21 protein-coding genes are annotated in these 20,888 nt (G+C 42.3%); 11 read left to right on the top strand and 10 right to left on the bottom strand.

Annotation, left to right across the window (positions count from 1 at the left end):
* Positions 1 to 14 precede the first annotated feature (14 nt).
* The 4 genes from MK409_RS06345 to MK409_RS06330 all read right to left on the bottom strand — a co-directional run bounded on the left by MK409_RS06345 (position 15) and on the right by MK409_RS06330 (position 3,145).
* The gene (locus MK409_RS06345) at positions 15 to 944 is read right to left on the bottom strand and encodes a DUF4097 family beta strand repeat-containing protein (RefSeq protein ID WP_268705710.1); all 930 of its coding nucleotides are present in this window, start codon (positions 942 to 944) and stop codon (positions 15 to 17) included.
* Positions 937 to 1,530 carry a DUF1700 domain-containing protein gene (locus MK409_RS06340; RefSeq protein ID WP_268705709.1) on the bottom strand — a complete coding sequence of 198 codons (594 nt, stop codon included), beginning with the start codon at positions 1,528 to 1,530 and terminating at the stop codon, positions 937 to 939. The genes MK409_RS06345 and MK409_RS06340 overlap by 8 nt, the downstream gene beginning before the upstream one ends.
* Positions 1,517 to 1,843 (bottom strand): PadR family transcriptional regulator, encoded by a 327-nt coding sequence (locus tag MK409_RS06335; protein WP_000273860.1) that lies wholly within the window; start codon positions 1,841 to 1,843, stop codon positions 1,517 to 1,519. Before MK409_RS06335 ends, MK409_RS06340 begins: the two co-directional genes overlap by 14 nt.
* Positions 1,844 to 1,978: 135 nt before the next feature.
* A complete protein-coding gene (locus MK409_RS06330; RefSeq protein ID WP_268705708.1) occupies positions 1,979 to 3,145 on the bottom strand; it encodes a CynX/NimT family MFS transporter in 1,167 nt (388 codons plus the stop codon).
* Positions 3,146 to 3,366: 221 nt separating this feature from the next.
* Between MK409_RS06330 and MK409_RS06325 the strand changes: the two genes are divergently transcribed.
* The 3 genes from MK409_RS06325 (at position 3,367) to MK409_RS06315 (ending at position 6,694) form a co-directional block, all read left to right on the top strand.
* Positions 3,367 to 4,197: a glycosyltransferase gene (locus MK409_RS06325; RefSeq protein WP_268705707.1), complete on the top strand. Its 831-nt coding sequence runs from the start codon at positions 3,367 to 3,369 to the stop codon at positions 4,195 to 4,197.
* A gap of 75 nt (positions 4,198 to 4,272) precedes the next feature.
* The gene (locus MK409_RS06320; RefSeq protein WP_268705706.1) at positions 4,273 to 6,129 is read left to right on the top strand and encodes a nucleoside-diphosphate sugar epimerase/dehydratase; all 1,857 of its coding nucleotides are present in this window, start codon (positions 4,273 to 4,275) and stop codon (positions 6,127 to 6,129) included.
* A gap of 166 nt (positions 6,130 to 6,295) precedes the next feature.
* On the top strand, positions 6,296 to 6,694 hold the full coding sequence (locus MK409_RS06315; protein ID WP_268705705.1) for a DUF805 domain-containing protein: 399 nt from the start codon (positions 6,296 to 6,298) through the stop codon (positions 6,692 to 6,694).
* Positions 6,695 to 6,784: 90 nt separating this feature from the next.
* Here MK409_RS06315 and MK409_RS06310 read toward each other — a convergent pair whose 3' ends face one another.
* The 3 genes from MK409_RS06310 to sdaAB are packed head-to-tail and all read right to left on the bottom strand — an operon-like array spanning position 6,785 to position 8,988.
* A complete protein-coding gene (locus MK409_RS06310) occupies positions 6,785 to 7,414 on the bottom strand; it encodes an HAD-IA family hydrolase (RefSeq protein ID WP_268705704.1) in 630 nt (209 codons plus the stop codon).
* 21 nt (positions 7,415 to 7,435) lie between these two features.
* Positions 7,436 to 8,308: an L-serine ammonia-lyase, iron-sulfur-dependent, subunit alpha gene (sdaAA, locus tag MK409_RS06305; RefSeq protein WP_000500031.1), complete on the bottom strand. Its 873-nt coding sequence runs from the start codon at positions 8,306 to 8,308 to the stop codon at positions 7,436 to 7,438.
* Positions 8,309 to 8,316: 8 nt separating this feature from the next.
* A complete protein-coding gene (sdaAB, locus tag MK409_RS06300) occupies positions 8,317 to 8,988 on the bottom strand; it encodes an L-serine ammonia-lyase, iron-sulfur-dependent subunit beta (protein ID WP_139689681.1) in 672 nt (223 codons plus the stop codon).
* Positions 8,989 to 9,229: 241 nt separating this feature from the next.
* Here sdaAB and MK409_RS06295 point away from each other — a divergent pair, with 241 nt between their 5' ends.
* Positions 9,230 to 9,865 carry a LysM peptidoglycan-binding domain-containing protein gene (locus MK409_RS06295; protein WP_268705703.1) on the top strand — a complete coding sequence of 212 codons (636 nt, stop codon included), beginning with the start codon at positions 9,230 to 9,232 and terminating at the stop codon, positions 9,863 to 9,865.
* A gap of 21 nt (positions 9,866 to 9,886) precedes the next feature.
* Here MK409_RS06295 and MK409_RS06290 read toward each other — a convergent pair whose 3' ends face one another.
* Positions 9,887 to 10,753 (bottom strand): helix-turn-helix domain-containing protein, encoded by an 867-nt coding sequence (locus MK409_RS06290; RefSeq protein WP_268705702.1) that lies wholly within the window; start codon positions 10,751 to 10,753, stop codon positions 9,887 to 9,889.
* A 162-nt stretch (positions 10,754 to 10,915) separates the two neighbouring features.
* Between MK409_RS06290 and MK409_RS06285 the strand changes: the two genes are divergently transcribed.
* From MK409_RS06285 to mnmG, 7 genes are all read left to right on the top strand, one after another.
* Positions 10,916 to 13,024, top strand: a complete 2,109-nt coding sequence (locus MK409_RS06285; protein WP_268705701.1) for a bacteriocin-associated integral membrane family protein — start codon at positions 10,916 to 10,918, stop codon at positions 13,022 to 13,024.
* Entirely contained in the window at positions 13,021 to 13,650 is a 630-nt protein-coding gene (locus tag MK409_RS06280) for an ABC transporter ATP-binding protein (RefSeq protein ID WP_268705700.1), read from the top strand. Before MK409_RS06285 ends, MK409_RS06280 begins: the two co-directional genes overlap by 4 nt.
* 472 nt (positions 13,651 to 14,122) lie before the next feature.
* Positions 14,123 to 14,329, top strand: coding sequence for a hypothetical protein (locus MK409_RS06275; protein WP_096408576.1), 207 nt, complete (start codon positions 14,123 to 14,125; stop codon positions 14,327 to 14,329).
* 163 nt (positions 14,330 to 14,492) lie between these two features.
* The gene (gene mnmA / locus MK409_RS06270) at positions 14,493 to 15,614 is read left to right on the top strand and encodes a tRNA 2-thiouridine(34) synthase MnmA (RefSeq protein WP_268705699.1); all 1,122 of its coding nucleotides are present in this window, start codon (positions 14,493 to 14,495) and stop codon (positions 15,612 to 15,614) included.
* A gap of 140 nt (positions 15,615 to 15,754) precedes the next feature.
* Positions 15,755 to 16,228 carry an NUDIX hydrolase gene (locus tag MK409_RS06265; RefSeq protein ID WP_268705698.1) on the top strand — a complete coding sequence of 158 codons (474 nt, stop codon included), beginning with the start codon at positions 15,755 to 15,757 and terminating at the stop codon, positions 16,226 to 16,228.
* Complete coding sequence (locus tag MK409_RS06260; protein ID WP_268705786.1) at positions 16,218 to 16,649, top strand: NUDIX hydrolase; 432 nt, start codon at positions 16,218 to 16,220, stop codon at positions 16,647 to 16,649. Before MK409_RS06265 ends, MK409_RS06260 begins: the two co-directional genes overlap by 11 nt.
* The gene (gene mnmG, locus MK409_RS06255; RefSeq protein ID WP_268705697.1) at positions 16,639 to 18,552 is read left to right on the top strand and encodes a tRNA uridine-5-carboxymethylaminomethyl(34) synthesis enzyme MnmG; all 1,914 of its coding nucleotides are present in this window, start codon (positions 16,639 to 16,641) and stop codon (positions 18,550 to 18,552) included. The genes MK409_RS06260 and mnmG overlap by 11 nt, the downstream gene beginning before the upstream one ends.
* 36 nt (positions 18,553 to 18,588) lie before the next feature.
* Here mnmG and rnjA read toward each other — a convergent pair whose 3' ends face one another.
* Together rnjA and MK409_RS06245 are read right to left on the bottom strand one after the other, a co-directional pair.
* Entirely contained in the window at positions 18,589 to 20,271 is a 1,683-nt protein-coding gene (rnjA, locus tag MK409_RS06250) for a ribonuclease J1 (protein WP_268705696.1), read from the bottom strand.
* Position 20,272: 1 nt separating this feature from the next.
* Positions 20,273 to 20,506 carry a DNA-dependent RNA polymerase subunit epsilon gene (locus MK409_RS06245; RefSeq protein WP_000639585.1) on the bottom strand — a complete coding sequence of 78 codons (234 nt, stop codon included), beginning with the start codon at positions 20,504 to 20,506 and terminating at the stop codon, positions 20,273 to 20,275.
* Positions 20,507 to 20,888 lie beyond the last annotated feature (382 nt).

The following is a 20,888-nucleotide window of genomic DNA, read 5'->3' as shown; positions in this document are numbered from 1 at the left end:
TGAAAGCGTTTTTGTCAATGGTTTCTAGATGGAGCAGAGTGCTCCTCTTTAGGTAGGTAGATATCCTGGTTGGCTTTTGCAATGAGCAGGTCCTTGATATCTGCTTTGTCTGTCTTGTATGGGTTGGCAAGTTCATTCTCTTTTTGTCCACGATGTTCTTCTTTGGGTTTATGATAGATACCACCATGCTGAGAAGAAAGATCTAGATTGATACGGTCAGTCTCTTTCTGGGAGAGAATGAGGTTTAGAGTGGAATGGGCCTCTAGCTCAACCTTGCCGTGGACCTTGATATTCTCAGCATAGATGTGTTCCCTTTCCGTCTTGACCTGGCTATCTGTAAATTCGGTATCAAAGATATTGATGATATGAGGTGTCGTTAGTGTACTATTCTTGATAGAGCTTTCTGTTATTCTTAAGAGATAGCCTTTTGTTTTGATTGTCGCATTTTCAAGATTGGCTTGACGAATATTGGTTTGTCCACGATTGGCTGAGACGGTGATAGCTTGCAGTCTTCTTCCTTTAGGGAGGGAGAGAATAACTTCGTCAAAACGGTGAGAATAACTGCTGGCGATACGAAGTAGGCCTTCGATTCCTGAACCTAGAAAGCGATGTTGGGAGGCTTGTTTGTCAGTGACGGTCAGTGTTTTGTCACTCATGCCAGTAGTCAGATCGTGACGACCAGACACGGAAGGATGATAGGTGATGTGGATCTTGTCATCTACAGACTCTGTGATAGTTAGGCTATGTTCCTCAAGGGTCAAATCAAGTTTTTCCACCTCACTTCCGAAGGTCACTTCTTCGATACGATTGTCATAGACGGGGTCTTTTGACATGGCAAGCAAACTTTGAATACCATTGGACTGCGCGCCTACAATGATCATGATAAAACCGAGGATTGTAGAAACCACACCAAAAATGAGAAATCCTTTTGTCAATTTACGCATGTCTATCACCTCTCTTTCCTTTTTTAAGAATCCATTGTGCCAAGCGGACGATTAGGAGGCCAAAGAAACGAGCTACATAGGAGATGCCCAGTAGAACAAGAGAAGAAGCACCGATAGAAAGCAAACCGGCCCCAAAAATCAAGATAAAGGCAGATTTGGCTTCGACTAGGACACTAAAGCTCTCTATGATAAAGAGTCCACCTAGAAGGATACCCGTTACAGAGACGGTAAAAAAGGCTAAAATGACGGAGACGGCTGCGATAATAATACCGATGATGGCCATGAGGATGCCGATCCCGACCGGAATTCCGATAGGAGCTACTAGCAGAGCCAGGAGGGCAATGTGTAGCAGTTGGCGATCATTCTTTTGAGCAGGTGCCTCATTGACTTTTTTATCGAGAAGATCAGAGAGGATATCATGAGCCGCTTCTTTTGGGGTTCCTAGACTGGCGATGAGTTCCTCTTCGCCCTCTGGGCCTGCATCGTCAAATAGTTCCTTAAAGTAGTCCATAGCTTCGATGCGGTCAGCTTCAGGCAGTTTATTGAGATAGGTTTCTAACTGAGTCAGATAGTCAGTTCTTGTCATGGCGGATACTCCCTTCTATGATGCCGTTGACGGTGTCGGTATAGAGCGTCCACTCTTCCTTTAGAGTAACGAGCTGCTCTACGCCCCGATTGGTCAAGGAATAGTATTTGCGCATACGCCCCTGAAACTCTCTAGAGTAGGTGGTCAGAAAGCCACTGGCTTCCAATTTTTTGAGAATGGGATAGAGCGTAGATTCTTTGATATTGGCAATGAGCTTAATGGTTTGACTAATCTCATAACCATAAGAATCCCCCTGCTCCAGTACAGCCAAGATGAGAAACTCGATCAAGGCAGAGGATGTTGGGAAGTACATGGGAAACCTCCTTTATATTATATAAAAATTTTATATATACTCTTTTCAAATATATTGTATCTCAAGTTGAAAGCCCTGTCAAGAAATATGTGTAAAAATTTTATATATAAAAAACTCCTAGTAAAAACTAGAAGTTTAGAGGATTTTATCAGCCCGATCCACCATAAAGAGTGAGATGGTCATGATGATATCGATGGCTAGAAGGGCAAGGACAGCTGGGATCCAAGATTGAAAAAGTTCAAAACTATAACCAAACAAGGCAGGACCAAAGGCCGCCAAGATGTAGCCTCCTGTTTGCGCTAGTCCTGATAGCTGAGCTGTCTTTTCAGGAGAACTGGTTTTAAGAGAAAAGCAAACCATGAGGTAGGGGAAGAGGGCACTGCAGGCCGTTCCAATCAAGAGATGGACGACTAACCAGTAGAGGAAATTATTGGCTGGATACAAGAGCATGGCAATTCCCATCATACCAGCGATAGAGATAATTGCCAGCATGATTCGACGGTGACTATCTGATAGACGAGTCGTCAGACTTGGAACAGTCATCGAAAAAGGAATGCTGATCAGTGAGAAGATAGAAGCCAGAAGAGCCGCATCACTATTAGAAATACCAGCACTAACAGCCATAGTTGGCAACCAGGTCATACTTGTATAAAAGAGCAAGGACTGAAGCCCGCCAAAGATAATGATAGCCCAGACATCTTTACTTTTTAGAATATTCTCTTTGACTTGCTTTTCATTTTGGCTTTCTAGGTGGTGGTTGTGGCGATGATTTGGCAACCAGATTAGCAGAGTGACTAGACAGAGAAAGCTGAGAACGAGGATGAGGCCCTTCCAAGAACTAGCTTGGGTGATAGGGACCGAAAGATAAGAAGCGATGGCAGTTGAAACCCCCATGGCTGTGACATAGAGAGTTGTTAGGAAACTAATCTTTTGAGGCTGATTTGCCTGAATCATACTTGGGAGGAGTACATTGAAGATCGCAATGCTTGCTCCCACAATTAGGGTCCCTAGATAGAGAAGGGGAAGATTGAAAATCCGAATGACAGAGCCAACAGTTAAGAGAAGGAGACAGTAAGTAAAGAGATGTTCCAACCCGATTTTTTGTGCCAAGCGGCTTGCAAAAGCAGAGAAAAGAGCAAACATCAAGAGAGGGAGACTGGTTAAAATCCCAAGAGAGCTAACCTCCACTCCTAGTCCCTGAGCGATATCTCCTAAGATAGTTGGAAGAGCAGTAAAAGGAGAGCGTAAAACGGTCCCGATTAAGACAATTCCTAGAACAAAAAAGAGTGATTGTTTTTTCATAAAAACCTCAATAGGATGATTTTAATAACAGCTTATTTTAAGGTTTTTTCCTTATAATGTCAAGTAATGATAGCCAAGACAGATAAATCAATGGAAGTGAAAATAAAGTGAAAAGGGACAGATTTCTTTACTAGAATTTTCCTTGATTTGATATAAAAATAGGAAACTAGGAGAATTTGTGATAAAATAGTGGAAGGAAATCTATACATTGGAGAAAAACTGTGCCTGAAAAGCAAAAAATCAGCGTCTTGATGTCGGTCTATGTAAAGGAAAATCCGACGTTTTTAAGAGATGCTATCAAAAGTGTTCAAAACCAGACCTTGAAACCGAGCGAACTTGTTCTTGTTGAGGATGGCCCGCTCACACCCGAACTCTATCAGGTGCTAGATGAAGTGGAAGCTCAGTCAGACATTCCAGTGAAACGTTGCCCCTTAGAGGAAAATCAAGGTTTAGGTTTGGCTCTTCGATACGGTGTTTTACAGTGCCGGTATGACATTATTGCCCGCATGGATACGGATGATTTAGCCGTTCCGGATCGTTTTGAGAAACAGCTTCAGCTAATGGAGAAAGAAGATCTCGATCTCTTAGGCGGGCATATCGCAGAATTTATTGACAATCCTGACGAGATTGTTTCTTACCGTCGTGTCCCAACTCGGCATGCAGACATTGTGGCTTACCAAAGAATGAGAAGTGCCTTCAACCATATGACAGTGATGTTCAAGAAGGATATGGTTCTCAAGGCAGGCAACTATGAAGATGGACTTTATATGGAAGACGATCTCCTCTGGCTCAATATGATTGCCGCAGGAGCTAAGACTGGAAATCTGGATCAGATCCTGTGTCAGGTTCGTGTCGGAGCAGGGATGTTTGAACGTCGTGGTGGTTTGCGCTACCTTAAACTCTATCGCCAGGCTCGTCAGCGCATGCTTGTGAGAGGGCAAATTTCCTACATGGAATATGCAAAAAGCATTGCCATTCAAGCGATCGTTGCACTTTGTCCAGGCTTTGTACGTCAGTTTATCTTCGTCAAACTTTTAAGAAAGAGAAAGTAAGCCCCGATAGACTGAATGATTCAGGTTATCATAACAACAGTATCATCTGACTCTTTTAAGGGGGAGTAAATTCCTATGAATAAAAAACTAACAGATTATGTGATTGATCTGGTTGAAATTTTAAATAAACAGCAAAAACAAGTGTTTTGGGGGATATTCGATATTCTGAGTATGGTGGTTTCCATCATCGTATCTTATATCTTGTTTTATGGCCTTATAAATCCGGCGCCTGTGGATTATGTAATCTACACTCTTTTAGCCTTCCTCCTTTATCAAATCATGATTGCATTTTGGGGGCTAAATGCTAGTATCAGTCGTTATAGCAAGATTACGGATTTCATGAAAATCTTTTTCGGAGTGATGCTCAGCAGTGTTCTTTCTTATGGAATCTGCTATGCCTTTCTTCCATTGTTTTCTATCCGTTTCATCGTACTCTTCATTTTGCTGAGCACCTTCCTCATCTTGCTTCCTCGTATCACTTGGCAGCTGATTTATTCTAAGCGCAAGCAAGGTAGTGGAGATGGAGAGCATCGTCGTACCTTCTTGATCGGTGCTGGTGATGGTGGCGCCCTCTTTATGAACAGCTACCAACATCCAACTAGCGACCTTGAGCTAGTGGGGATATTGGATAACGATGAAAAGAAAAAGGGACAAAAACTAGGTGGCATCCCAGTTCTAGGCTCCTATGACAATCTGCCTGAATTGGCTAAACGTCACCAAATCGAGCGTGTCATCGTAGCGATTCCTTCACTTGACCCTTCAGAGTACGAACGCATCTTGCAGATGTGTAATAAGCTAGGCGTTAAATGTTACAAGATGCCTAAGGTTGAGACAGTTGTGCAAGGACTTCACCAACCGGGTGGAGGCAGCGGCTTCCAGAAAATTGATATTACAGACCTTTTAGGACGCCAGGAAATCCGTCTGGATGAGTCCCGTCTGGGTTCAGAACTGACAGGCAAGACTATCTTGGTGACAGGAGCTGGTGGTTCGATTGGTTCGGAGATTTGTCGCCAGGTTAGTCGCTTTAATCCCGAGCGTATTGTCTTACTTGGACATGGTGAAAACTCAATCTATCTCGTTTATCATGAATTGATCCGTACATTCCAAGGGATTGATTATGTTCCTATCATTGCAGATATTCAGGACTATGATCGTCTCTTGCAGGTGTTTGAGCAGTACAAGCCAGCCATTGTCTACCATGCTGCAGCCCACAAGCACGTTCCGATGATGGAACGCAATCCAAAAGAAGCCTTCAAAAACAATATCCTCGGAACCTACAATGTTGCCAAGGCTGTGGATGAGGCCAAAGTGCCTAAGATGGTCATGATTTCGACTGACAAGGCGGTCAATCCCCCCAATGTTATGGGTGCAACCAAGCGCGTGGCAGAATTGATTGTCACTGGCTTTAACCAACGTAGCAAATCAACCTACTGTGCAGTTCGTTTTGGAAATGTTCTTGGTAGCCGTGGTAGCGTGATTCCTGTCTTTGAACGTCAAATTGCTGAAGGTGGTCCTGTTACGGTGACAGACTTCCGTATGACACGTTACTTCATGACCATTCCAGAGGCCAGTCGTCTGGTAATTCATGCTGGCGCTTATGCCAAGGACGGAGAAGTCTTTATCCTTGATATGGGCAAACCAGTCAAGATCTATGACTTGGCTAAGAAAATGGTCCTTCTAAGCGGACATACAGAAAGTGAAATTCCAATCGTTGAAGTTGGGATTCGCCCAGGTGAAAAACTCTATGAAGAACTCTTGGTTTCGACCGAGTTGGTTGATAACCAAGTCATGGACAAGATCTTCGTTGGTAAGGTAAATGTCATGCCTCTAGAAGCCATCAATCAAAAAATAGAGGAGTTCCGTTCACTCAGTGGAGATGAGCTCAAAGAAGCAATCATTTCCTTTGCGAATGAGACAACCCATGCTGAGTAAGGATTTCGACTGATTTTTAAAATGAAAAAGATAAACCAGTTTTCTGTTTAAAGCAGGAGGCTGGTTTTTGAGGATTAAGTAGATCTGAAACGATAGATTTATTTTCGAAAGCAAGATAAAGATATGGGCTAGATGGTGAATAGATATAATGAAAGGAGGTCCATACATGCTGAATGCTTATAAAAATTTTTGGAAGGGGTATTTAAATTTTTCTGGTCGTTCAACTCGCTCGGAGTACTGGTGGATTTATTTTACAAATTTGTTAATCTGTCTTCCTGCTTATACGAAATATCATGCTGCAGTGTCAACTCGTCCATATAACTTGGAGGCACTCCGTAGTTTACAAGCTATGAGCGGTTTTTACTTCTTTTTAGCGGCTATTCTCATGTTGCCTTCTATCGCCGTGACTGTTAGTCGCTTACGGGATGCTGGTTTCCACTGGGCCTTTATCTTCATTGGTTTGGTTCCTATCGTTGGAGCGATTGCTCTTATTGTGATGCTTGCTTGGCCAAGTAAGAAGGATGAAGATGCAGATACTGAAGAACAGGATCAAATTACTGCTTAAGCATGGAGTTGATTCCTTCTGAAAGTAACAACATATACAAAAAAATACTCCTCAACCTAGTTCACTAGTGTTAGGAGTATTTTTGTATGATTAGAGCTGGCTAATGATATCATCAATTGTACGGGCGATCCAGTCAGGTTGATAGTTGAGCAAATCAGCCTCTTCTCCAAATCCCCAAGTAACAGCGAACTTTTTAATGCCAGTTTCTTGGGCTCCAATCATATCAAACTTGGTGTCTCCGATGATGAGGACTTGGTCTGCGGGCAGTTGATGCGTTTGCAAGGCGTAACGGATGACATCCGCCTTGTGTGGCGTTTCAGGACTAGAACCGTAAATGCCATCAAAGAAATGATGGATTCCCAGATTTTTAGTCATATCATGAGCAGTAGGAGTATTCTTTGTTGTAGTGATGTAAAGAGGGTAGTTTTGTGAAAGTTCTTGAAGCAATTCCGTTATTTGGGGGAAAAGCTGCGCTTCGTGGATACCTTTTTTCTTGTAGTAAGAGCGGTAGATTTGAACAGCCTCTGAGATTTGTTCCTTGGGAAGGCAGGTCGCAAAGCTACTTTCAAGTGGCGGGCCCATGAAACCACGGATGGTTTTGGCATCGGGGCTTAGAACTCCTAGTTGTTCAAAGGTATGGGTAAAGGCATTGTGGATCCCGATGGAACTGTCAACCAGGGTTCCGTCTAGATCAAAAAAGATTGCTGAGATAGAGGGCATACTTTCTCCTAATAGATGAGTTTATTCGCCGAAGATTTCTTTTTGTAGGCGACGACCAGTAGGTGTGGCAGCGAGTCCACCCTCAGCCGTTTCACGAAAGGCAGTTGGAAGACTTGATCCGACTTGGTACATGGCATCGATGACTTCGTCAACAGGGATCTTAGACTCGATACCTGCCAAGGCCATATCTGCTGCGATAAAGGCAAAGCTGGCTCCCATGGCATTGCGCTTAACACAGGGAACTTCGACCAAACCAGCGACGGGGTCGCAGATGAGGCCCAGCATATTTTTAATGACAAAGGCAATGGCTTGGCTAGCCTGATAGGGCGTTCCACCTGCGGCCAAGGTCAAGGCTGCGGCACTCATGGCAGAGGCAGAGCCAACCTCGGCCTGGCAGCCACCTTCAGCACCTGAGATAGAGGCGTTGTTTGCGATAACCAATCCAAAGGCACCTGCTGCAAAGAGGAAATCGAGCTGTTCTTCGTGGCTGAGGTCAAGTTTTTGGATAGCAGCAGTGAGAACGGCTGGTAGACAGCCAGCGCTTCCAGCGGTTGGAGTGGCACAGACCAAGCCCATTTTAGCGTTGTGTTCGTTGACCGCGATGGCATTTCGGGCTGCTGATAGGATGGTAAAGTCTGACAAGGCCTTGCCGCTTTTGAGATGGCGATCTAGCTTGGCCGCATCTCCACCCGTTAGGCCACTGCGGGATTTGTTTTCACTAAGGCCAAGCTCGACAGAGGCTTTCATGACTTCTAGATTGCGTTCCATGAGAAGGAGAACTTCTGGCCGTTCCCGACCGGTTAGTTGATATTCTGTCGCAATCATGAGTTCTGCGACATTTCCTTGGAAGTCTAGATCTGCTTGCTCAACCAATTCTTTGATAGAATAAAACATGTTTCCTCCTACTTAAAGAAATTGACATTGTGGAGATGAGGGATTTTTCGGATTTCTTCAATCGCCTCTTCGCAACTTCGACTATCGACTTCGATAATCATAATGGCTTTTTCTCCAGCTTTTTCTCGAGTCACATTCATCTGAGCGATGTTGATATCAAAACGAGAGAGGGCTTCTGTGACATGGGCAATCATACCCGGAACATCCTGATGCACGATGATGATGGTCGGTGTATTCATGTTAAGAGAGACAGCAAAGCCGTTAAGCTCCGTAACTTGGATATTTCCCCCACCAATGGAAATTCCTGTCACACTGATGGACTTATGGTCATTCTTCACAGTAATTTTAGTGGTGTTAGGGTGGGGAGCGTTGCTGTCCTTCTGAATGGTCCAGACAATCTTGATACCACGTTTATGGGCAATCTCTAGGCTATTTGGAATATCAGGATCATCCGTATCCATACCTAATATACCAGCGACGAGAGCAAGGTCAGTTCCATGACCACGGTAGGTTTTGGCAAATGAGTTAAATAATTGGAATTCGACTTCTGTCGGCGTATCGTCAAAGATGGAAGAGACGATTTTCCCGATGCGAACAGCTCCAGCTGTGTGGCTACTTGATGGGCCAATCATGACAGGTCCGATAATGTCAAAGACAGATTGAAAACGAAGTGAGTGCATCTGTTTCCCCTTACAAAGATTCTTATATCTATTATATCAAAGAATGGACCTCTGCGCTTATTTCCCTTATCAAAAGCTTAAAATGATTAAAGATAGTATAAAACAAGGTCTTTTGTGACAAAAACCTCCGTAAAACGGTAAATATAAAACATTTTTGTAATATTTCTACATATAACCGTTAAACAACGGTAACATTTAAAAGGTATCATAGATATATCCAATGGAAGGAGAATTTTTAGATATGTCATTAACAACTAAAAAAATTAAAACAACTATCGCAGGAGTAGCAGCTTTGCTTGCTTTCTTTGCTCCATCACTTGCATCTGCCCAAGAAACTGTAACTTACACAGTTAAACCAGGCGACACTCTTTCAGAAATCGCTGAGAAGTACAACACAACTGTTGAAAAATTGGCAGCAAAAAATAACATCAAAGATATTCACCTTATCTTTGTTGACCAAGTTTTGGTTATCGAAGGAACAGCTCCATCGACAGCAACTGCAACTGCTGCAGCTTCAACAACAACTTATGAAGCACCAGCAGCTGCGGAAGAAACTGCAGAAGAAGTAACTGAAACAACAACCTATGAAGCCCCAGCTGCACCTGCAACTCCAGTAGCAGAAAGCAACACTGTAGCAGCTTCTACTGTAAGTGGGTCTGAAGCAGAAGCCAAAGAATGGATCGCTCAAAAAGAATCAGGTGGTAGCTACACTGCTACAAACGGCCAATACATCGGACGTTACCAATTGACAGATTCATACTTGAACGGTGACTACTCAGCTGAAAACCAAGAACGTGTAGCAGATGCCTACGTTGCAGGACGTTACGGTTCATGGACAGCTGCCAAGAACTTCTGGCTTAACAACGGTTGGTATTAAGAAGATATAGAAAAGGAAGTCTCAATGGCTTTCTTTTTTGTTTACAAAGATGTCAACTTCTCGCTCTAGCTCTGTTAGTAGGTGTTCATCTTCTACTAGTTTAGCTAAGGAGAGTCCATTCTGTATCAACTGAGCATCATTAGTACAAATGCCTATACGAATATAGGAAAACGCAAGTGTATCATACTTTTTGCTTGCTTTTGCCTCCTCTAAGAGAGTGTAGCAAAGCTGTTTGCAAAGCAACTTATCACCATTGTAAAGATAAAGAGTTGAGAGATTTAGAAGCAACATCATACGAAGTTGAAAGACAGGACTATAGTGTTTATAAACCTCTAGTCGTTCGAGAATTTTTTCGGTAATCTGATGAATATACTCCATAGGAAAAGCAAAGAGAATGGTATTAAGGACTTTGAGGTCGCTCTCATACCAAGTATCTTGTTTCTCAATCTTATCCCATAGTCTGTTTACAATGTTGTCAACCTTACTGGACAATTTTTCTATCCCATTTTCACGGATGTAGATAACGATTTCGAGCATATCTTGTAACTGCTGGATGGGGAAATCATGGTGTGTTTTTAGATAATGTTGGCATTTTTTGAGTAATTTACTTAAGTCGCTTGTACCACTAATAGAAGCCATTTTTAGAAAAGTCTGCATGATAGTTGATCGTTCACTTGGTTGATAAAGTTGACAGATATATTCAAACTCTTCAAAACTCATATTGACTTGTCGGAGAAGAAACTCCATATTTTCATATTTAGGAGTTGTTTTTCCACTTTCGATTTTTGATAGGCTGGTTCTTGAAAGGACGCTACCACAGACATCTTCTTGGGTTAATCCTTTTGACTCACGTATTTCTTTATAAACATTTCCAAAATCGTAGCGCATGATCTCCTCCTTGTTCGTGAAAAAAGTTAACAGAAAATAGAAACTGATTAAAAATATTGTATCATAGTAGTATAAAAAGTAAAAAAGAAATCTAAAATAAATTTGTGAAAAAAGGGAATAAATTCTACGACTAAGATGATAAAGTACTAAGGAGGTACTTTTATGAAAAAAATCAGTAATTTCTGTATGTTACTCCTGCTTTTGTGTACCACTTTTTTTGTTTTTAATATAAACTACACACGTGAAGTGGTTCGGATTCGGGAAATGGGAAAGACTGTAGATTCTTTGGATTTGTATTTGAAAGATATTAACGAACCTGCAGCATCTGTTCTTCGATTTTTTGAGGATGTATCAAAGGAGTATAAAGTCTCCATCATCAAAACAGACAGTGGTGATGAGGTGGTCAAGTCTGGTGTTTTTGATAAAGATACCTTTCCCTACCAAGAGTTTGGGATTTCTTCTCTTGATTTTACCACAGATGGTGAGGGAGTTTACAGTAATAAAGAAATTTCCAATAAACTTGGTACGATTCCGACTTTTCTAAAAGCCAAGCCTATTCAGCTTATGACTTTTCAAACCTATATCAAGGATACATCTCGTAGTTTAAATGGTCGCTATACGATAACTTCTACACAAGAGATGGACAAGGATAGGATTGTACAGAAATGGAGCGATTTTTTCAAGACCGACCAGGCTACCTTGCTAGAGCCAACCTATAAAAGTGCAGTGGAAGTCATAAATCGAGATTTGCTCTTATCTGCCATTATTTTTGTCTTGGCTATTTTGCTTCTTGTCTTAGTAACAGTGTATCAGCCGATGATGGAAATGAAAAGAGTGGGTGTACAAAAGTTACTGGGTTTTCAAGATAGGGCTGTTTTAGCTGATGTTGTAAAAGGCAACCTTTACCTCCTCCTAGGTGGGGCGCTTGTGATCAATCTAGGAGTGTTTTTCTTGCTTGATTACAAACCAAAAGATTTGTTCCCAATGTTATGGTTGTCGCATTTTTTGCTTTTGCAACTTTATCTCTTTATCAGTTGGTTGACCTATCTCTTGATCCAAAAAATGACAATCAGCTCTCTGCTGAAAAGTTTTTCATCTTTCAAATTTGGTCTACTCTTTAATTATTTGATGAAAATTGGAACTACTATTTTACTGACAGTCTTGCTAGTTGGGGTAGGAAAAAGTTTGGAGCAAGAAAACAAAGAGTTGGATTACCAGAAACAGTGGATCAGTCAAGGAAATTATCTGACCTTGGAAACTTTCCAACTCAATGATAACCTGTGGCAAGAGCAGTTGGCAGGCTCAGGGCAGGCAGTAGATTATTTCTATCGATTTTATCAGGATTTGGTAGAAAAAACGCAGGCGGGCTATGTGCAAACTAGCAACCTGCCTATAAAAAATTTTGTCAAATTAGAACAGATTCAGCAATATCAGTTAACCGATATGGTGGATGTTTACTATGCCAATCGCAATTTTCTAAAGAGCAAGGGATTCAAGTTACCCGATACCGGCACTAAAAAAGTTATTTTGATGCCAGCAAGTACGAAAGGTGAAGAAGATAAAAATCAGCTCTTGGGGAAATTAATTGCCTATCTTTCGATGAAGTATGAAGAGCAGCAAAAACGAACGATAGAGGAGATGGATATCGAGATCGCTTACTATGAAGGTGATTGGTCATTCTTCCCCTATAACGAGAAGCGAAAGGAAAATCTCTACAATCCAATTATTAGCTTGGTCAATGATTCCGATATGATGTGGGATGAAAAAGCTTCCCTTTCAACAACAGGTTTAAATAATCCCATTAAAATCGAAAATACGGCTCAACATCAAAAAGAGGTGACAGCGTTAGTTGAGAAATTATCAGATGGGAATTATTTAAAATTTTCATCTATTCAAGCCATTCAACAAGATAAAGTAGATTCTTATCGAGATGCTGTTCGGAATTTCAACATACTCTTTGCTTTGGTTGGTCTTCTTAGTATGATGATTTCCTACTTCTTACTAGTAACAACTTTCTTATTGAAGCGAACAGATATTATCACCAAGAAGTTTATGGGCTGGAAATTGATAGATCGGTATCGCTCCTTGCTGGGTCTTCTATTAGCTGTTTATAGCCTCCCTTTTGTAGTTCTGCTATTCTTTACACAGGCACTGTTCTCCCTCTTGCTTTTCGCAGGATTTACAGGCTTAGATATTCTGTTTGTACTTTTCTTGGGCTCTAAGATGGAAAAACGAAATGTAGTGCAGTTATTGAAAGGGGATCACTTATGATAAAGTTGGAAAATGTTACGAAAACCATTGGGAAAAAAGTTATTTTGGAGAACTTATCCCTAAAAATTAACCAAGGAGATTTAGTTGCCATTGTTGGAAAAAGTGGCAGTGGCAAGTCAACCTTGTTAAATCTCTTGGGTTTGATAGATGGCGATTACAGTGGACATTATGAAATTTTCGGTCAGCAAAATGTGCCTGTCAATTCTGTTAAGTCGCAAGCGATTATCCGCGAACATATCTCCTATCTGTTTCAAAACTTTGCTCTGATTGATAATGAAACGGTAGAGTATAATCTCATGCTCGCTCTAAAGTATGTAAAATTATCCAAGAAGGACAAAGTCAAAAAGATAGAAGAAATTTTAGAGAGAGTGGGGTTGCCATCAACTCTACATCAAAAGGTTTCAGAGTTATCTGGAGGGGAACAGCAGCGAATCGCAGTTGCTAGAGCCATTTTAAAACCCAGCCAGCTCCTTTTAGCAGATGAACCAACCGGTTCTCTAGATCCTGAAAATCGAGATTTGGTTTTGAACTTTCTCTTAGATATGAACAAGGAAGGGAAAACGGTCATTATCGTTACCCACGATATCTATGTGGCTCAACAATGCCATCGAGTTATTGAATTGTGAAAAATACAGAAATTTTATCAAAAATCTTTAAACTTAAAGATACCTTTAAAATTTAATTTTAAAACACTCATTTATCAATATTTTTTGATGGATAAAAATAGAAAATCGGTTGTTTTTAGGAGATTCCCTAAAATTAGCTCCTATGGAAATCGTATGCCTCTTAAGCTTCGAATACTTTAGTTCTCGTGATTTTGAGCTATTCTAGCTTTAGAATCCTTCAGAACGTAAAATTTTAAGCAGTCAAAGACCTAGAATACTCATAAAACATTTATTTTATAGTAATTCTAAGCTTAGAATTGCATGGATATGTATGCATTTAACCTATTCGACAGTTAGGACAGCTCTATTCTGGGAAATCTGGACGATCGATGGTTTAGAATAGTATTTCGCCAAGGGATTTTGTTGAAGGATTGATTATTTTATGATACTCTAAAATAAAACTGATTTAATGTATTAAATGGAGAATCGTTACATGAAACATTTTTTTGCAGGAATTGGTGAGATAAGATTTATTAGTTATCTATTGTCTCTATGTGTAGGACTAGCCCCTCTTTTTCATATCTATGTAATAGGTTCTGAAATGAGTTTTATGAAAATAGTATTATCTATTTTGGGAATTATATTTGTTTGTGTTTTAACTATTGCTCGAATTTATAGGAGTTTTTTCTATAAAGAATAGTTTGGATTTGAACTGTGTTTAAAAACAGAGGTTGGTCGATTGACAGCCTCTTTCTTGTCTTCTCTATCTAAGCATGTTATAATGAAAACTGCTCAAACGACCTTCAATCGTGAAGCACACACGACCTTCAATCGTGAATAAACGAATAGATGGGAGACTTACCATGAGTGATAACTCTAAAACACGTGTTGTTGTGGGGATGAGTGGTGGTGTTGATTCGTCGGTGACGGCTCTCTTGCTCAAGGAGCAGGGCTACGATGTGATCGGTATCTTCATGAAGAACTGGGACGACACAGATGAAAACGGCGTCTGTACGGCGACCGAAGATTACAAGGATGTGGCCGCGGTGGCAGACCAGATTGGCATTCCCTACTACTCTGTCAATTTTGAACAAGAGTACTGGGACCGCGTCTTTGAGTATTTCCTAGCAGAATACCGTGCAGGGCGCACGCCAAATCCAGATGTTATGTGCAACAAGGAAATCAAGTTCAAGGCCTTTTTGGACTATGCTATGACCTTGGGTGCAGACTACGTAGCGACTGGGCATTATGCCCGAGTGGCGCGTGATGAGGATGGAATTGTTCATATGCTTCGAGGCGTGGACAATGGCAAGGATCAGACCTATTTCCTCAGCCAACTTTCGCAAGAACAACTCCAAAAAACCATGTTCCCCTTGGGACATTTGGAAAAGCCTGAAGTTCGCAGACTAGCTGAAGAAGCAGGACTTGTGACTGCTAAGAAGAAAGATTCAACAGGGATTTGCTTTATTGGAGAAAAGAACTTTAAAGAATTTCTCAGCAACTACCTGCCAGCCCAACCTGGTCGCATGATGACCGTAGATGGACGCGATATGGGCGAGCATGCGGGCCTTATGTACTATACGATTGGTCAGCGTGGCGGTCTCGGTATCGGTGGACAACACGGCGGTGACAATGCTCCTTGGTTCGTTGTCGGAAAAGATTTGAGCCAAAATATCCTCTATGTCGGCCAAGGTTTCTATCATGATTCGCTCATGTCAACAAGCCTAGAAGCCAGTCAAGTCCACTTTACTCGTGACATGCCAGAGGAATTTACACTCGAATGTACGGCTAAATTCCGCTACCGTCAACCTGACTCTAAGGTAACAGTTCATGTCAAAGGAGACAAGGCGGAGGTCGTCTTTGCAGAGCCACAACGCGCGATCACACCAGGACAGGCAGTTGTCTTTTACGATGGCGAAGAGTGTCTCGGTGGCGGTTTGATTGACAATGCCTACCGTGACGGACAAGTTTGTCAGTACATTTAGATTGACAAATTTTCTCAATTTGCTACAATAATAAAAGCAATAGAAATGATGGTCAAAGCTCATGGATGTTGCAGGTCTTTTTGTCCTGCACTTCTTTGGAGTTTTGACTGTTTTTGTGTCGTTTTGAGGAAAGGAAAGAGATGACTCAAGTGGATTTTCGGACCAAAGTGGGGAATTCGGTTTTTGGAGTTCGGGCGACAGCCTTGATTGTCCAAAATAATCAGCTTTTGGTTACAAAAGACAAGGGCAAGTATTACACTATCGGTGGTGCGATTCAAATCAATGAAAGAACGGAAGAAGCGGTAGTCCGTGAAGTGAGGGAAGAACTGGGTGTCAAAGCTGAGGCTGGGCAACTAGCCTTTGTAGTTGAGAATCGTTTTGAACAGGACGGTGTTTCCTATCACAACATCGAATTTCATTATCTAGTTGATTTACTGGAGGACGCTCCTTTAACCATGCAGGAAGACGAAAAAACGCAACCTTGTGAGTGGATTGACTTGGATAAGCTTGAGAATATCCAGCTAGTTCCAGCCTTTTTAAAAACAGCCCTACCAGATTGGGACGGGCAACTAAGACACATTCATCTTGAGGATAGGAGAGAAAATAATGGTTAAGCTTATTGCCCATGTACTTGTTCATAGTGGTGATGATTATTTGCTCATTCAGCGTTCGGAAATTAAAAGAGGACAACCCAACGTTTATCCAACTTACTGGGATATTCCTGGTGGTGGGGTTGAAAAGGGTGAGCTTCCGCGAGATGGGACTCTTAGAGAATGTGTTGAAGAAGCGGGAGTTAGGCTAGATAGCAGTTCGCTCAAACTTCTTCACGAAGATAGTCAACTGGATACCTCTAAGGATACTGTTTTTACTCGCTTAGTTTATAAAGCAGAGTGGGTTGGGGAGAAGCCAATTATTAGATTAGATCCTGAAGAGCATACACACTTTAAATGGGTTACTATGGATCAAGCTCTAGAGGAGGAAAAGATAGTTCCTTATTTGCGAGAAATTTTTGAAAGGTTAAGAAATGACTTATAATTTTACTGAAGAATACGATATTATTGTAATCGGTGCGGGACACGCTGGGGTCGAGGCTTCCTTGGCCGCTAACCGTATGGGCTGCAAGGTCTTGCTTGCGACCATCAACATTGAAATGCTGGCTTTCATGCCTTGTAACCCTTCAATCGGTGGTTCTGCCAAGGGGATTGTCGTGCGTGAAGTCGATGCCCTCGGTGGCGAGATGGCCAAAACCATTGACAAGACTTACATCCAGATGAAGATGCTTAACACTGGGAAAGGCCCTGCTGTCCGTGCTCTTCGTGCGCAGGCTGACAAGGAGCTTTACTCTAAGGAAATGCGCAAAACAGTTGAAAATCAAGAGAATCTCACCCTTCGTCAAACCATGATTGATGAGATTTTGGTGGAAGATGGTAAGGTGGTCGGTGTTCGTACAGCGACCCATCAAGAGTATGCTGCCAAGGCTGTTATCGTGACGACAGGGACTGCCCTCCGTGGGGAAATCATCATCGGAGATCTCAAGTACTCATCAGGTCCTAACCACAGTCTAGCTTCGATTAACCTAGCTGATAATCTCAAGGAATTGGGACTCGAAATCGGTCGTTTCAAGACAGGAACTCCTCCACGTGTCAAGGCTTCCTCTATCAACTATGACGTGACAGAGATTCAGCCAGGGGACGAGGCGCCAAATCACTTCTCCTACACTTCACGTGATGAGGACTATGTTAAGGATCAAGTACCATGCTGGTTGACCTACACTAATGGTACCAGTCATGAGATTATCCAAAACAATCTCCACCGTGCGCCTATGTTTACAGGTGTGGTCAAGGGAGTGGGACCTCGTTACTGTCCGTCGATTGAGGACAAGATTGTGCGTTTTGCAGACAAGGAACGCCACCAACTATTTCTAGAACCCGAAGGGCGCAATACAGAGGAAGTCTATGTTCAAGGACTTTCAACCAGTCTGCCTGAGGATGTCCAACGTGACTTGGTTCATTCCATCAAAGGGTTGGAAAATGCAGAGATGATGCGAACAGGTTATGCCATTGAGTATGACATGATCTTGCCTCACCAGTTACGTGCGACACTTGAAACCAAGAAAATCTCAGGACTCTTTACTGCTGGTCAGACAAATGGGACGTCAGGTTACGAAGAAGCTGCTGGTCAAGGGATCATCGCTGGGATCAACGCAGCTCTGAAAATCCAAGGCAAGCCTGAATTGATTTTGAAGCGCAGTGACGGTTATATTGGGGTCATGATTGACGATTTGGTGACCAAGGGAACCATTGAACCTTATCGCCTTTTGACCAGTCGTGCAGAATATCGTCTCATCCTCCGCCATGATAATGCCGATATGCGATTGACCGAGATGGGACGTGAGATTGGCCTTGTGGACGATGAACGCTGGGCTCGTTTTGAAATCAAGAAAAATCAATTTGACAATGAGATGCAGCGACTAGATAGCATCAAACTCAAGCCGGTCAAGGAAACCAATGCCAAGGTTGAGGAGATGGGCTTCAAGCCGTTGACAGATGCAGTAACAGCTAAGGAATTTCTCCGTCGCCCAGAAGTCTCTTACAAAGATGTGGTGGCCTTTATCGGACCTGCTGCTGAAGAGTTAGATGACAAGATTATCGAATTGATCGAAACAGAAATTAAGTACGAAGGCTACATCTCAAAAGCCATGGATCAGGTTGCCAAGATGAAACGCATGGAAGAAAAACGGATTCCAGCCAATATCGACTGGGATGATATTGATTCTATCGCGACAGAAGCTCGCCAGAAGTTCAAACTCATCAATCCAGAAACTATCGGCCAAGCAAGCCGTATTTCGGGAGTAAATCCAGCAGATATTTCTATTTTGATGGTCTATTTGGAAGGTAAAAATCGTAGTATTTCTAAAAATCAAGAAAAGAAAGCATAGAAAAAACAGCTCCGAAAACGGGGCTGTTTTGTTGATTTATTCTTCTTCGTCTGGTGTGAGGATCATCGGGATGATAATCGGTTCACGTTCTGTATTTTCATAAAGGAAGGGGCGAATAGCATTGACAATGGCACCATTGACAGACTGCACGCTAGCATCTTTGTTCTTCAGTGCGATACGAATAGCATTGAAGAGGATACGTTGGCTTTGGCGAATCAAGTCGCCAGACTCTCGCATGTAGACAAAACCTCGGCTGAGGATATCTGGACCAGACAGAATCATCTGCGATTTGAAGTCAACAGTTGCGACTGCCAGAACGACACCGTCTTCAGATAGATCACGACGATCTTTGAGGACAGCAGCACCGATTTCACCGATACGATTTCCATCGACATAGATATCTTGGGCATTGAAGTGGCCTGCGATACGAGCAGAGTTAGCAGTAAGGGCAAGCACATCACCATTGCTCATGATAAAGATATTGTCCTTCTCGACACCAGTATCCACCGCTAGTCCAGCATGGACTTTCTGCATACGGTATTCACCATGAACAGGCATGAAATATTTTGGCTTAATCAAGCGGAGCATGAGTTTTTGCTCTTGCTGACCACCGTGTCCAGAGGTGTGGATGTTGTTGATTTTACCGTGAATGACTTCGACACCAGCTTCTGAAATAATATTGATCAGCTTGTTGACGCTAGTCGTATTTCCAGGGATTGGACTTGAAGAGAAGATAACGGTATCGCCGGGTTGGAGTTGCACCTGGCGGTGAGTTCCGTTAGCGATACGAGAGAGGGCTGCCATCGGCTCCCCCTGACTACCTGTACAGAGGATAAGAACCTCGCCTGCAGGATAATCTTTGATTTCATTTGGCTCGATAAAGGTTCCCTTAGGAGCTTTGATGTAGCCAAGCTCGATCCCGTTGACAATGGCCTTTTCCATAGAACGACCAAAGACAGCAATCTTGCGTCCAGTCTTAACAGCGGCTTCTGTTGCTTGTTGGAGACGGAAGATGTTTGAGGCAAAGGATGCAAAGATGATACGTCCTTCAATGCCTTGAATGATCTTCATGATAGACTGACCAACGACTTTTTCAGAGTTGGTAAAGGTTGGTACTTCCGCATTTGTCGAGTCAGAGAGGAGACAGAGCACTCCTTCTTCACCAAGGGCAGCCATACGGTGCAAGTCTGCAGGTTCTCCAACTGGAGTAAAGTCAAACTTAAAGTCACCCGTACAGACGATTTTTCCTTGAGGAGTATGAATGACAATCCCTAAAGGCTCTGGAATGGAGTGGGTTGTTCTAAAGAAAGTTGCCTTGAGATTTTTAAAGGTCAACTCAGTGTTGTGGTTGATTTCGTAAAGTTTGGCGTTGCGCAAGAGGCCGTGTTCTTCGAGTTTTCCACGGATCAAAGCTAGGGCAAGTGGTCCAGCGTAGATAGGGACATTTGCTTGCTTGAGCAGGAAGGGAATCCCACCGATGTGGTCCTCATGTCCGTGTGTAATCAAAACGGCCTTGACGCGGTCGATATTGTCCACGATGTAAGAGTAGTCAGGGATAACGTAGTCGATACCCAGCAAGTCATCTTCCGGGAATTTAATCCCAGCATCGACGATGATAATTTCGTCTTGGTATTCAATTCCGTATGTGTTTTTCCCGATTTCTCCCAGACCACCGATGGCAAAAACGCCGACTTCTTCAGGTTTAAGAGTATAGGCCATATTAGAACTCCGTAATCTCGAAAGCGCCAGTTTCTTTCTCGTAATCTAGCAATTTGTCAGACAAGAGTTCGATGAATTCGATGTTGTACTCTGGGCGGTTTTCTTCGACAAGTTGGCGAGCAGCGATACGGCCCTCAAGTTCTGAGCTAGCATCGATGTCTAGGTAGAGTGAGCGTGTTGTTTCACGGCGCGGACTGCGCTCTTTTGTTTCCTGATAAAAAACTTTGTAAATCATTACATTTCCTTTCTATTTACAGGTCAGCTTATTCCAAACTTTTAGTAGAGATTTGCTTGATTTCATTCCATTTTGAGTCTAGATTGACCTTGATTCGTTACAATTATTTCAATTATACCACAAAATGAAAAATTAGTAAAAGACGGAAAATGAGAAAGTAAAGACTGACAAAAGCGTAAAACTTGGATGACAAGATGAAATAAAATTGCTTTAAACAAAAAATAAAAAGCTCCTGACCGAAGTCAAGAGCCGTCAAACACTGGGGGCGAATTGTTCAATCGCAATTTCAGTTCTTTAGAAACCAAAGTTTCAGGGATAGCACTGCAACCCGAAGAGTCAAAGACTCAACCTGATTTTCCTGCCAATGTTCAATTATATTTTA

The sequence above is a fragment of the Streptococcus oralis genome (assembly GCF_026782375.1).
GTDB lineage: Bacteria > Bacillota > Bacilli > Lactobacillales > Streptococcaceae > Streptococcus > Streptococcus oralis_CL.
This window is presented reverse-complemented; position numbering and strand designations above follow the sequence as displayed.